We start from the raw sequence: 12372 nt of genomic DNA, 5'->3' as shown, positions 1-12372 counted from the left end.
CTGCTTACTTGCCCAGGCTCTGGATCACCTTGTCGGTGATGTCGATGCGCGGGTTGACGGTCACTGCGTCCTGGATGATCAGGTCGTAGTTTTCCTGCTCGGCGATGCGCTTAATGGCGTCGTTGGCCTTCGTCACGATGCCCGAGAATTCTTCGTTGCGGCGGCGGTTGAAGTCTTCCTGGAACTCGCGGCGCTTGCGCTGCAGGTCGGTATCCAGGTTGGACAGTTCACGCTGGCGCTTGACGCGATCGGACTCCGACAGGACAGGCGCGTCCTTGTCGAACTTCTCGGCTTGCGAACGCAGGCTGTTGTTCAGGCGCTGAAGCTCGTCGTCGCGCTTCTTGAATTCAGCTTCGATCTTGCTTTGCGCTGCCTTGGCCGGACCCGACTCGCGCAGGATCCGCTCGGTATTGACGAAACCGATCTTCGTGCCTTGGGCCTGCGCGGGAATCGCAGCAGCCGAACCGAGAATGAGCGCACCTACCAGGGCAATGGAGCCGCCCAGTTTGCCGCGGCGCGTGGTGCGCAGCGATTTCGAGGTTTTAAGTGCGGAATCAGACATCATGAAAATCTCACCTTCCAGTAAGGCAAAGCCAAAGTGTGTATTGTGCCACTAAACAGCAAGGGAGCCGGCCGTGCGCCCTTCTCCCTTGTTTTCAAGCGTAACGGCGCGCTTAGAAACCAGTCCCGATCTGGAACTGGAAGCTCTGCTTGTCGTCGCCCGACTTCGAATTGAGCGGACGGGCATAGGACAGCTGCAGCGGCCCCATCGGCGACTGCCACGACAGACCGATACCGGCCGAGAAGCGCCAGCCGCACGGATCCTCGACCTCGCTGCCAGGCTTGCCGCCGGTGCAGCTCTGGCCGCTGCCGGCCGAAACCTGGCCCGCGTCCGAGAAAATGAACCAGCGCAGGGTGCGGTCCTTCGACGCGCCCGGGAACGGCAGATAGAGCTGCGCGTTCGCGATGACGCGCCGCGTGCCGCCCAGGTAGTCGCCCGTCTTGGTATCGCGCGGGCCCAGCGACGAGCCCTCGTAGCCGCGTACCGTGCCGATACCGCCGGCATAGACGTTCTTGATGATCGGGTAATCCTTGCTGCCGTAGCCCTGCCCCCAGTCCACCATGCCGTTCAAGGCCAGGGTGTAGGAGCCGCCCAGCGGCACGAAATACTGCTGCTGGGCCGTCAGCATCGTGTACTGCAGATCGATGGTCGACAGGTCGGCCTTCAGGCGGGTGTACCCGCCCTTGGTCGGCGCCAGGCCGCTGTCGCGGGTGTCCTTGGTCCAGCCGGTGGTGAAGATCACCGAGTTGGTCGCGTCGCCATAGTCCTTGACGAACTTCTCGTAGGCCGCCGGCGAGTTGTTGAAAAGGTCGATCTGGTTACGTTCGACGTTCGCGCCCAGCATGATCCGGTCGTATTCCGAGATCGGCACGCCGAAGTTCATGCCCAGGCCCATGGCCTTGACGCGGTAGTCGCCGTCGTTGTTGTTCCAGGGCTCGGTCACGCGATAGTAGGCGGACGTGGTGCGGCTGATGCCGTCCTTGGTCCAGTACGGATCGGTATGCGACAGCACGATGGCGCGGTTGGTCTTGCTGGTGTTCAGTTGCAGGGTCAGGTTGGTACCGCTGCCAAAGACGTTGTCTTCGCTGATACCGGCAGACAGAATGGCCTTTTCGGACGAGCCATAACCCACGCCCAGGTTGATCATGCCGGTGGGCTTTTCCTTGACGTCGACGTTGACGTCGACCTGGTCGGGCGAACCCGGAACCGGATCGGTCTTGACGTTGACGTCGCTGAAATAGCCCAGGCGGTCGACACGGTCGCGCGAGGCCTTGATGTCCTTGGCGTCGTACCAGGCGGCTTCCTGCTGGCGCATTTCGCGGCGAACGACTTCGTCGCGCGTGCGGGTATTGCCGCCGATCTGGATGCGGCGCACGTACACGCGGCGGCTGGGATCGACGTAGAACGTCAGGTCGGCCTCATGCTTGGCGCGGTCCAGCTGCGGGTTCGGGTTGACGTTGGCAAACGCGTAGCCCAGTTCGCCCAGGTAGTCGGTGATGGCCTTGGCCGAACCGTTGGCCTTGGCGGCCGAGAACGTTTCGTCCGGCTTGATTTCCACCAGCGCGTTGATTTCCTTGTCCAGGCCCAGCAGATTGCCGGCCAGCTTCACGCTGCGCACCTTGTAGGGCTCGCCTTCGTGCACGGTAATCGTGATCCGGATGTCCTTGCGGTCGGGCGAAATCGTGACCTGGGGCGGCTCGACCGAGAATTCGAGGTAGCCCTGGTCCAGGTAGAAGGAGCGCAGGCGCTCCAGGTCGCCCTCGAGCTTTTCGCGCGAGTACTTGTCGGTATCGGTATACCAGGTCAACCAGCCCGGCGTGGTCAGCTTGAATTCGTCGAGCAGGTCGCTCTCCGAGAAAGCCTTGTTGCCCACGAAGCGGATTTCCTGGATGCGCGCGACCGAGCCTTCGAACACGTCGAAGCTCACGCCCACGCGGTTGCGCGGCAGCGGGGTCACGGTGGAGGTCACTTCGATGCCGTACTTGCCCTTGGACAGGTACTGCTGCTTCAGTTCGTATTCGGCGCGCTCGAGCATGGAGCGGTCGAAGATGCGGCCTTCGGCGAAGCCCACTTGGGCCAGCGACGTGGTGATGGCCTTGGAGTCGAACTCGCGCATGCCGTTGAAGTTCACCGACGCGATCGTGGGGCGTTCCTGCACGACCACCACGACGACGTTGTTGTCCGTCTGGATCTGTACGTCGGTGAAGAAGCCGGTGCCGTACAAGCGGCGGATGGCTTCAGTGGCTTCTTCTTCGGTGAACTTTTCGCCCACTTTGACGGGGAGATAGCCGAAGACGGTGCCGGCGTCAGTTCTTTGAATACCCTCTACGCGGATATCCCGCACGACAAAAGGGTCGAAGGCGTGGGCGATGGCCGGAACCAGCAGTGCGGCGATCAAACCCGGCAGTACACCCTTTTTGTGATGAAACATCCGGCGAAAAGACATCCTTGAGTATCCTCGGTCGTGCAAATGGCGGGGGATTTTATGCTAAATCGCGTTCAAGTGAACAAACGCGTGAAATCATTGAACAGCGCAAGCCCCATCAGGCTTGCCAATAAACCTATGCCGGCGCGCTGTCCGATATCGATCCACCTTGCTGGCGGCGGGCTACCCCGCACAATTTCGACGAGATAGTACAGCAGATGGCCACCGTCCAGCATGGGAATAGGCAGCAAATTTAGTACGCCCAGGCTGATGCTGATCAAGGCGATATAAGCGATATACGCAACAATTCCGATTCTGGCGGTCTGGCCGGCGTAGTCCGCGATGGTCACGGGACCGCTGACATTGCGCCAGGAAACGTCGCCCGTGATCATGCGCCCCATCATGCGCAGCGAGAACCAGGCGGTATCCCAGGTGCGCACGGCGCCCTTCCACAGGCTTTCGAATACGCCATAGCGCACGGTCACCATGGGAACGTCGCCACCCAGCTGGACGCCCAGGCGGCCGATCACCTGGCCGTTGACGGTCTCGGCGCGGGGCGTGGCGTTCAGGGAGATATTGGCGCCGTCGCGCGCCAGCGTCAGTGCCAGGGTCTTGCCGGCGCTTTCTTGAATCTGCCGCACCAGCGCGCCGGTATCCGGGGTGGGAACGCCGTTCACGGCCAGGATGAGGTCGCCCGTCCGCAGCCCGGCCGCCTGCCCTTCGCCGCCATCATTGACGACACGCACTGCGGGCTTGGGCTGAGCCAGGCGCACGCCGGCTGCGGCCAGCGGGTCGCCGCCGGCCGGATCCATGGTGTTGGACGGCAGGACCAGTTCACGCTGCTGGACGGCGCCCGCAGGGGTCTTGACCTCGATCCTGGCGCTGCCGCCAGTAGCCATGACGTCCATCAGGCGCCAGCGCGCGTCGGACCAGGAAGCGACCTCTTCGCCGTCGATGGCCAGGATGCGGTCGCCAGAGAGCAGGCCGGCGCGCGCGGCAGGCGTGTCCGCCGCGGGCTGGGCGATGACAGCCACGGGCTCCTCGGTGCCGGCCATGTTCAGGCCAGCATAGAGGAAGACCGCGAGTATCAGGTTGAAAATGGGGCCGGCGGCAACGATGGCGATACGCTGGCCGACGGGCTTGCTATTGAAGGCCCCTGCCACTTCCGCCGGGCTCGCGCCGGCGGGGGGATCGTCCTGCATCTTGACGTAGCCGCCCAGCGGCAGCGCCGAGACCGCCCATTCCGTGCCGTGGCGGTCGGTGCGCCGCAGGATGACCTTGCCGAACCCCACCGAGAAGCGCAGCACTTTCACGCCACACAGGCGGGCCACCCAATAGTGCCCCAGTTCATGGAAGATGATCAGGGTGCCAAGCGCAACCGCAAAGGCCAGCAGGGTGAAAAGCATCGGAATCGAAGAAATCTAGGAAATCAGAGGCCGGCGGACGGGCGACCGAGCCCGCATCAGGCCAGGCCCAGGTTGCCAGCGAAGACGCGCGCGTCAGAATCCAGCGCGAGCACGTCGTCAAGACTGTTGAGCGTAACAGATGCTTGCCGTGCCTGCCACTCCAGGGAAGCCTCGATTACCCGCGGAATCCAGGTATAGGGCAGCCGGCCGCTCAGGAAGGCCTCCACGGCGATCTCGTTGGCGGCATTCAATGCCACGCAGGCCCCCTGCCCGGCTCGCAGCGCCGCAAACGACAAGGCCAGGCACGGAAAACGCGCCAGATCAGGCTTCTCGAAGTCCAGACGCCCCAGCCGCGTCAGATCCAGCGGGCCGACGCCGCTGTCCAGGCGTTCGGGAAAGCCCAGGCCATAGGCAATGGGCGTGCGCATGTCGGGCTGACCGAGCTGCGCCAGCACGGAGCCGTCGTCGTACTCGACCATGGAGTGCACCACGCTCTGGGGGTGCACCACCACCTCGATGCGATCAGCAGGCATGGCGAACAGCCAATGCGCCTCGATCACCTCGAGCCCCTTGTTGAGCATGGTGGCGGAATCGACCGAAATCTTGCGGCCCATGCTCCAGTTCGGGTGGGCGCAAGCCTGGGCCGGCGTCACGTCGTGCAGGTCTTCCAGGTCGCGCCCGCGGAACGGACCGCCGGAAGCGGTCAACAGCAGCCGGCGCACGCCGGGTGCGGGGCTATCCGGCGCGACGGCTCGTCCGCCGTGAGGCAGACATTGGAAAATGGCGTTATGTTCGCTGTCGATAGGCAGCAGTTCGGCGCCGTTGTCGCGTATGGCCTGCATGAAAAGCGAGCCGGCCGCAACCAGCGCTTCCTTGTTGGCCAGCAAGACGCGCTTGCCGCTGCGGGCAGCCGCCAGGGCGGCGGGCAGGCCCGCGGCCCCCACGATGGCCGCCATGACGGAGTCGCATTGGGGATCGGCGGCGGTATCGGCCAGCGCCTGGGCGCCGACGCGGATTTCCGGCATGGACTGGCCGCCAGCCCATGCGGCAATGAATTTCTCGCGCGCCGCAGAGTCGGGCACCACCACGACCGCGGCGCGGCTGGCCTGTGCCTGCTCCGCCAGGCGCGCCATCTGGCTGTACGCCGACAGCGCATAAACCGCCAGGCGCTCGGGGTGGCGGGCGATCACATCCAGCGTGCTTTCACCGATCGAACCGGTCGATCCCAGCACGACGACGCGTTGAAAAGCCGTCAAAACAACACTCCAGACAAAAGTAGCGCAAACGGCGCGACCGGGAGAATCGCGTCGATGCGGTCATAGACCCCGCCGTGGCCAGGCAGCAGCGTGCTGGAATCCTTGCGTCCGGCGCGCCGCTTGAGCAGCGATTCGAACAGGTCGCCCACGATCGACAGCACGCCAAGCACAGCGGCAATGGGCAACGCCAGCCAGAAGGTCCAGCGTTCGACCAGCGCGTGGCCGTACGTGCCTTCCCACAGGCTGGAAAGACCGATCCAGACCACCGCCCCCAGGACGCCAGCGACCGCGCCTGCGATCGTTTTGCCCGGGCTGACCCGCGGGGCCAGTTTACGCTTGCCGAAGGCTCTGCCGGCAAAATAAGCGGCGATATCGGCGACCCAGACCAGCGCCAGCAGCGACACTACGAAACCGGCTCCATGCGCCACGAACATCTGCGCCAGCACGGCCCAGGCGGCAAACGCCGCGGGCACGGAGAAAATCGACCAGCCCACACTGGCGGGAGGCGCATCGGAACGCCCGCGCACCACCGCCGTCAGGCCGCCGAACAGCCAGACCGCGGCCACCGCCGGCACTACGTAGCGCAGCACCCAGACGGGATCTGCGATTCCGGCATTCTGTCCCGCGAGCCATGCGGAGGCCAACGTCAGCATGCCCGCGAACAGCAGGACGGCAACGCCGACGGCAATGAGAGGGGAAGGCGGTTGCGGCAAGGTCAGGCGGAGCCACTCCCAATTGGCGCAGGCGGCCGCCAGAGCCAGAAGCGCAACGAACCACCACGGGTTCGCGCTGATCATCGCGGCAGCCAGAACGGCCAACAGAACGACTGCGGTAACGATACGCTGGCCCAACATATGACGGTCTCCTCGTGTACAGCCCTGGAAAGACGCGCTAGTCGCCGTCCGTTTTATTTCGCGCCGTTTTCGCTGAGTTGCGCGCTGGTACGGCCGAAACGGCGTTCGCGCGTGCGGTACCAGTCAAAGGCGGCCGCGAGCTCGGCGGCGCCGAAATCCGGCCAGTAGCGGTCCGTGAAGTAGAACTCCGCGTAAGCCATCTGCCAGATCAGAAAATTGGAAATGCGTTGTTCGCCGCCGGTGCGGATGAACAGGTCGGGTTCTGGCGCCCAGGCCATGGACAGATGGCGCGCCAGGCGCTCCTCGTCCACCAACTGGGGCTGCGTGGCCAGTGCGGGCTCGGCGGCCAGCATGGCGCGGGTGGCCTGAAGGATGTCCCAGCGTCCGCCATAGTTGGCGGCAACCGTCAGGTGCAGGCGGTCGTTGTGGGCCGTGCGCTCCTGCGCCGCGAAGATCAGCTCTTGCAAACGGGGCTCGAAGGCCGACAGGTCGCCGATGACGTGCAGACGCACGCCCTGCTCTTCCAGCTTGCCGATCTCGCGCTCCAGCGCCTGCACGAACAGGCGCATGAGCAGCGACACTTCCTCGGCCGGGCGGCGCCAGTTCTCGGAACTGAAGGCGAACAGCGTCAGATAGCGCACGCCGGCGCGCCCGCACGCCTCGACCACGCGCCGCACCGCCTGCACGCCCTTGGCATGGCCCGCAGTGCGCGGAAGCAGCCGCCTCGTCGCCCACCGGCCATTGCCATCCATGATGATGGCGACGTGCTCGGGAATGTCGCGGGTAGCGGGAACCGCCTGGGTCGAACTGGTTGCCATTGGTCTGGGGTTGCGCGCGGTGAAACGGCGAAAACGGAACTACGTGAAGAAAAGCCTGCGCCGTCGTTCCACCGCTAAGCAGCAATGCTGCGAACCAATGGACAGGACGGCGCTCAGGCAGGATATCCTGGTCGCCAGGGGGATACGGACTAGCCTATCACCCTGACGGCATCCAGGAATTATACGGTCATGATTTCCGCTTCTTTCTGCGTAACCATCTTGTCGATTTCGGCCACGCTGCGATCGGTCAGTTTCTGGACGTCGTCCTGCGAACGGCGTTCGTCGTCCTCGGAGATTTCCTTGTCCTTGACCAGCTTCTTCAGCGCTTCGTTGGCTTCGCGGCGCAGGTTGCGCACGGCCACCTTGGCGTCCTCGCCTTCGCTGCGGACAACCTTGGTCAGGTCGCGGCGGCGCTCTTCGGTCAGCGCGGGCATCGGCACGCGGATGGTGTCGCCCATCGACATGGGGTTCAGGCCCAGGTCCGATTCGCGGATCGCCTTTTCGATCGCGGAGGCCATGCTCTTCTCGTAGGGCTGCACGCTGATGGTGCGGGCGTCCACGAGGTTCACGTTGCCAACCTGGCTGATCGGCACGGGCGAGCCGTAGTACTCGACCTGCACGTGGTCCAGGATGCCGGTATGGGCGCGGCCCGTGCGGATCTTGGCCAGGTTGGTCTTGAGCGTGTCAAGCGACTTGGCCATCCTGGCTTCGGCGGATTTGCGGATTTCTGCGACGCTCATGGAATTTCCTTTTCTTTAGACGTGTACCAAGGTGCCTTCGTCTTCGCCGCTGACGACCCGCTTGAGGGCGCCGGACTTATTGATCGAAAACACTTTGATCGGCAGCTTCTGGTCACGGCACAGCGCAAAGGCGGTGGCGTCCATGACTTCCAGCCGGCGGACGATCGCTTCGTCGAAGCTGATGCGCGAGTAACGCGTGGCGGTGGGATCCTTGTTGGGATCCGCGCTGTAGATGCCGTCGACCTTGGTGGCCTTCAGCACGATCTCCGCCCCGATCTCGGCGCCGCGCAACGCAGCGGCCGTGTCCGTGGTGAAGAAGGGGTTGCCGGTACCTGCCGCGAAGATGACGACCTTGCCCTCTTCGAGGTAGCGCAGCGCCTTCGGGCGGATGTACGGCTCGACGACCTGATCGATGTTCAAGGCCGATTGCACGCGGGTGTCGACACCCTTGTGCTTGAGCGCGTCTTGCAGCGCAAGCGCGTTCATGATGGTGGCCATCATGCCCATGTAGTCGGCGGTTGCGCGGTCCATGCCCTGCGCGCCCGGGGCGACGCCACGGAAAATATTGCCCCCGCCGATGACGATGGCCAGCTCGACGCCCGTGGCGGCGACTTCAGCGACCTCATCGGTCATGCGGACGATGGTGGAGCGGTTGATGCCAAATGCATCGTCGCCCATCAGCGCCTCGCCGGAAAGTTTGAGAAGAACCCGTTTGTATGCTCTGCTGCTCATAGGTGATATCCCGAAGAACAATCCGACGAAAGTGTAAGACAAGAAATAGGCCGGACTAGAATTTAATCTAGCGCCGGCCCTTAAGCACTACCCTGGGTCAGGCGCGGCCGGCGGCGGCAGCGGCGACCTCAGCGGCGAAATCGCTGGTCTTCTTCTCGATACCTTCGCCGACAACGAACAGCACGAACTTGCTGATCGAAGCGCCCTTTTCCTTGAGCATCTGCTCAACGCTGTGCTTGTCGCTCTTGACGAACGGCTGCGACAGCAGGGTGACTTCCTTCAGGAACTTGGCGACCGAGCCTTCGACCATCTTGGCGACGATGTCAGCCGGCTTGCCCGATTCGGCAGCCTTCTGTTCGGCGACCGAGCGTTCGGCGGCGATGTCGGCGGGGTTCACGCCGTCGGCGTTCAGGGCCTTGGGCTTGGTGGCGGCGATGTGCATCGCCAGGTCCTTGCCCACTTCTTCCGCGCCGGTGTATTCGACCAGCACGCCGATCTTGCCGCCGTGCACGTAGCTGGCCAGCGAGTTCGGGGTCTCGATGCGCTCGAAGCGGCGGATAGAGATGTTTTCGCCGATCTTGCCGATCAGGGCGGTACGGGTGCTTTCGACCGTGCCGTCGCCGTAGGGCAGCGCCGACAGGGCTTCCACGGTGGCGGGGTTCTGCGTGGCGACCAGCTCGGCCAGCTTGTTCACAAAGCCGACGAAGTCGTCGTTCTTGGCGACGAAGTCGGTTTCGCAGTTGATTTCGATGACGGCGCCCTTCTTGGCGTCGGCGGAGATGAACAGACCGATCAGGCCTTCAGCGGTGACGCGGGCGGCAGCCTTGCTGGCCTTGTTGCCCAGCTTGACGCGCAGGATTTCCTCGGCGCGGGCCAGGTCACCCTCGGCTTCCGTCAAGGCCTTCTTGCACTCCATCATGGGCGCGTCGGTCTTTTCGCGCAGTTCCTTGACCAGGGCAGCGGTAATTTCAGCCATGTTTGCTCCAATTTGCTAGAACATGCCCCGGGAAACCGGGACAGTGGTTTGATTCGATGGGACATCCGCGACTAGCGGATCAGGAAGATGGGAGCCCACCTTCGCATTGCCGGCGAGGCGGGAGCGGACCGATTTCGGCACCGCTCCCAGACGCTAACCGCCGGACATGACAACAGGCTTAGGCCTGGTTGTCCTGCACTTCGACGAACTCTTCCTGGCCTTCGCCCAGTTCTTCGACCAGACCGTTCAGGTTCTGTTCGCGGCCTTCCAGCACGGCGTCGGCGATGCCCTTGGCGTACAGCGCGATGGCCTTGGCCGAGTCGTCGTTGCCGGGGATGACGTAGTCGATGCCTTCGGGCGAGTGGTTGGTGTCAACCACGGCGACCACGGGGATACCCAGGGTCTTGGCTTCGGCGATGGCGATCTTGTGGTAGCCGACGTCGATCACGAAAATGGCGTCAGGCAGACCGTTCATGTCCTTGATGCCGCCGATCGACTTGTTCAGCTTTTCCAGTTCGCGCTGGAACAGCAGGCCTTCCTTCTTGATCATGCGCTCGGCGCCGCCTTCGGCGACCACGGCTTCCATGTCCTTCAGGCGCTTGACCGAGGTCTTGACCGTCTTGAAGTTGGTCAGCATGCCGCCGAGCCAGCGGGCGTCGACGAAGGGCATGCCGCAACGGGAGGCTTCAGCGGCGACCAGCTCGCGAGCAGCGCGCTTGGTGCCGACGAACAGGATGTTGCCGCCGCGAGCAGCCAGCTGCTTCACGAACTTGGTGGCTTCCTGGTACTTATCAACCGTCTTTTCCAGGTTGATGATGTGAATCTTGTTGCGATGGCCGAAGATGAAGGGGGCCATCTTGGGGTTCCAGTAGCGGGTCTGGTGACCAAAGTGGACACCCGCTTCCAGCATTTCGCGCATCAAAGACATAACTTTCTCCAAGGGTTGATTTCTTGCGCCGCACCTGCATCAGCCTCTGGCTGACACCCTGGGTGGTGTTGCGCGCGATTTCCCGCAAATGCGGGATGACAAAATTTTAACCGGGCCGACCGATCACTGCCGCAATAACTGCGACGCCCTGGGGCGCCTTCTACTACGCTGCCGCGATAAACCCAGACGGCCGCCACGACCAAGAGCCTTGCACCGCATGCTTGCAGGCGCTTTTCCAGACCCACCAGGAATTTCCTGGAAGTTTCCGGCGGTTTCCCGAAAGCGCACCCGGACCTGTTTTGTTGGCGGCGAAATCCAGCTCTGGAAAATCCAGCTCTTCGCGTTCAAGCGCGGGGTTGTCACACCCTGGCTTCAGTTCGACCGCGCATCAGACCATCGGGGCATTTCTTAAGAAAACGCGAACGTTTTCAAGAACTTAAGCCGACATCCATACCGAGTCCAAACCCTGAGCCTGCATCGCCGCTCTAAAACATGACCGGGCTTACAAGCACGCCGCGTCCCCAGCCTGGCGCCTGCATCGAATTTGCCGCCGCTCCGCCCGCCCGACTGGTTTCCTGCCTGCGTGCCCACCCACGGAACCAACGACCTGCCCGATTTCGCTCCACAACCTTCGCTTGCGGTGAAACTTCAGGGCGCGCCGCCGATCACTATGAAAGGACCTGCTGCCAGACTACCTGCCGGGTTTGCGTGACATCGGTTCCGCTGCCTGCACCCGCCGGGTTCGGCCTTTGCCGTAACCCGATTGCTCCCCAAAATTTTAGGGAAGCCTATAATTCTACTATTCTTTCAAGCAGACATTCAAGCGAGACATCGCCAAGCTATTCCATGGGCACTATCACCAATCAAGCCGACCTGGCCAAGATGCGCGCCGCCTGCCAGGATGCGGCCAAAGTCCTCGATTTCATCACGCCGCACGTCAAGCCTGGGGTCACCACCGGAGAGCTGGACCGCCTCTGCCTGGAGTACCTGACCGATGAGCTGGGCGTGAAATCGGCCACGGTGGGCTATGCGCCCCCGGGCTACCCGCCCTTCCCCGGCGCCATCTGTACCTCGGTCAACCACCAGGTCTGCCATGGCATCCCGGGCGACAAGGTGTTGAAAAACGGCGATTCGCTGAATATCGACGTCACCATCATCAAGGATGGCTGGTTCGGCGACACCAGCCGCATGTACGCAGTGGGCGAACAATCCATATTGTCGCGCCGCCTGACCGAGATCACCTTCGAGTGCATGTGGAAGGGCATCCAGCAGGTGAAAAACGGGGCCACGTTGGGCGACATCGGCAACGCGATCCAGAAGCACGCCGAGGCCAACGGCTTTTCAGTGGTGCGCGAGTTCTGCGGCCACGGCATCGGCCAGCGCTTCCACGAAGACCCGCAGGTGCTGCACTATGGCAAGCCGGGTACGGGCGTGAAGCTGACGACGGGCATGCTGTTCACCATTGAACCGATGATCAATGCGGGCCGCCGCGAGATCCGCCAGCTGTCCGACGGCTGGACGGTCGTCACCCGCGACCACAGCCTGTCGGCCCAATGGGAGCATGCTGTCTGTGTCACCGAGACCGGCTACGAAGTGTTGACCCTGTCGCCGGGGATGCCCAAGCCGCCCGCCTTCGTCACCGAACCCCTGGTCATCCCAGCCGTCTGACACACAA

11 protein-coding genes are annotated in these 12372 nt (G+C 63.2%); 1 reads left to right on the top strand and 10 read right to left on the bottom strand.

Annotated elements, in window-relative coordinates; genetic code table 11:
- Positions 1-4 precede the first annotated feature (4 nt).
- The 10 genes from IB259_RS03115 to rpsB all read right to left on the bottom strand — a co-directional run bounded on the left by IB259_RS03115 (position 5) and on the right by rpsB (position 10697).
- Positions 5-565 carry an OmpH family outer membrane protein gene (locus IB259_RS03115; protein WP_054456725.1) on the bottom strand — a complete coding sequence of 187 codons (561 nt, stop codon included), beginning with the start codon at positions 563-565 and terminating at the stop codon, positions 5-7.
- Positions 566-674: 109 nt separating this feature from the next.
- Entirely contained in the window at positions 675-3008 is a 2334-nt protein-coding gene (gene bamA / locus IB259_RS03110) for an outer membrane protein assembly factor BamA (RefSeq protein WP_192327481.1), read from the bottom strand.
- Positions 3009-3061: 53 nt separating this feature from the next.
- The gene (gene rseP, locus IB259_RS03105; RefSeq protein WP_054456723.1) at positions 3062-4393 is read right to left on the bottom strand and encodes an RIP metalloprotease RseP; all 1332 of its coding nucleotides are present in this window, start codon (positions 4391-4393) and stop codon (positions 3062-3064) included.
- A 56-nt stretch (positions 4394-4449) separates the two neighbouring features.
- Complete coding sequence (locus IB259_RS03100) at positions 4450-5649, bottom strand: 1-deoxy-D-xylulose-5-phosphate reductoisomerase (RefSeq protein ID WP_175162960.1); 1200 nt, start codon at positions 5647-5649, stop codon at positions 4450-4452.
- Entirely contained in the window at positions 5646-6503 is an 858-nt protein-coding gene (locus tag IB259_RS03095) for a phosphatidate cytidylyltransferase (RefSeq protein ID WP_054456721.1), read from the bottom strand. The genes IB259_RS03100 and IB259_RS03095 overlap by 4 nt, the downstream gene beginning before the upstream one ends.
- A gap of 53 nt (positions 6504-6556) precedes the next feature.
- Positions 6557-7321, bottom strand: coding sequence for a polyprenyl diphosphate synthase (gene uppS / locus IB259_RS03090; protein WP_054456720.1), 765 nt, complete (start codon positions 7319-7321; stop codon positions 6557-6559).
- Between the two features lie 179 nt (positions 7322-7500).
- Positions 7501-8061, bottom strand: a complete 561-nt coding sequence (frr, locus tag IB259_RS03085) for a ribosome recycling factor (protein WP_054456719.1) — start codon at positions 8059-8061, stop codon at positions 7501-7503.
- A 15-nt stretch (positions 8062-8076) separates the two neighbouring features.
- Positions 8077-8793, bottom strand: a complete 717-nt coding sequence (gene pyrH / locus IB259_RS03080) for a UMP kinase (RefSeq protein ID WP_013393440.1) — start codon at positions 8791-8793, stop codon at positions 8077-8079.
- A gap of 97 nt (positions 8794-8890) precedes the next feature.
- Positions 8891-9769, bottom strand: coding sequence for a translation elongation factor Ts (gene tsf, locus IB259_RS03075; protein ID WP_119451963.1), 879 nt, complete (start codon positions 9767-9769; stop codon positions 8891-8893).
- 178 nt (positions 9770-9947) lie between these two features.
- Positions 9948-10697, bottom strand: a complete 750-nt coding sequence (rpsB, locus tag IB259_RS03070; protein WP_054456717.1) for a 30S ribosomal protein S2 — start codon at positions 10695-10697, stop codon at positions 9948-9950.
- A gap of 846 nt (positions 10698-11543) precedes the next feature.
- On the opposite strand from rpsB, the gene map reads away from it, so the two are divergent.
- Positions 11544-12365: a type I methionyl aminopeptidase gene (gene map / locus IB259_RS03065; protein WP_119451964.1), complete on the top strand. Its 822-nt coding sequence runs from the start codon at positions 11544-11546 to the stop codon at positions 12363-12365.
- Positions 12366-12372 lie beyond the last annotated feature (7 nt).

Origin of the sequence: Achromobacter sp. ACM04, assembly GCF_014851465.1 — a bacterium.
Lineage (GTDB): Bacteria > Pseudomonadota > Gammaproteobacteria > Burkholderiales > Burkholderiaceae_B > Achromobacter > Achromobacter aegrifaciens.
Note: the sequence above shows the minus strand (reverse complement) of the source record. Positions and strands in the feature narration are given on the sequence as shown.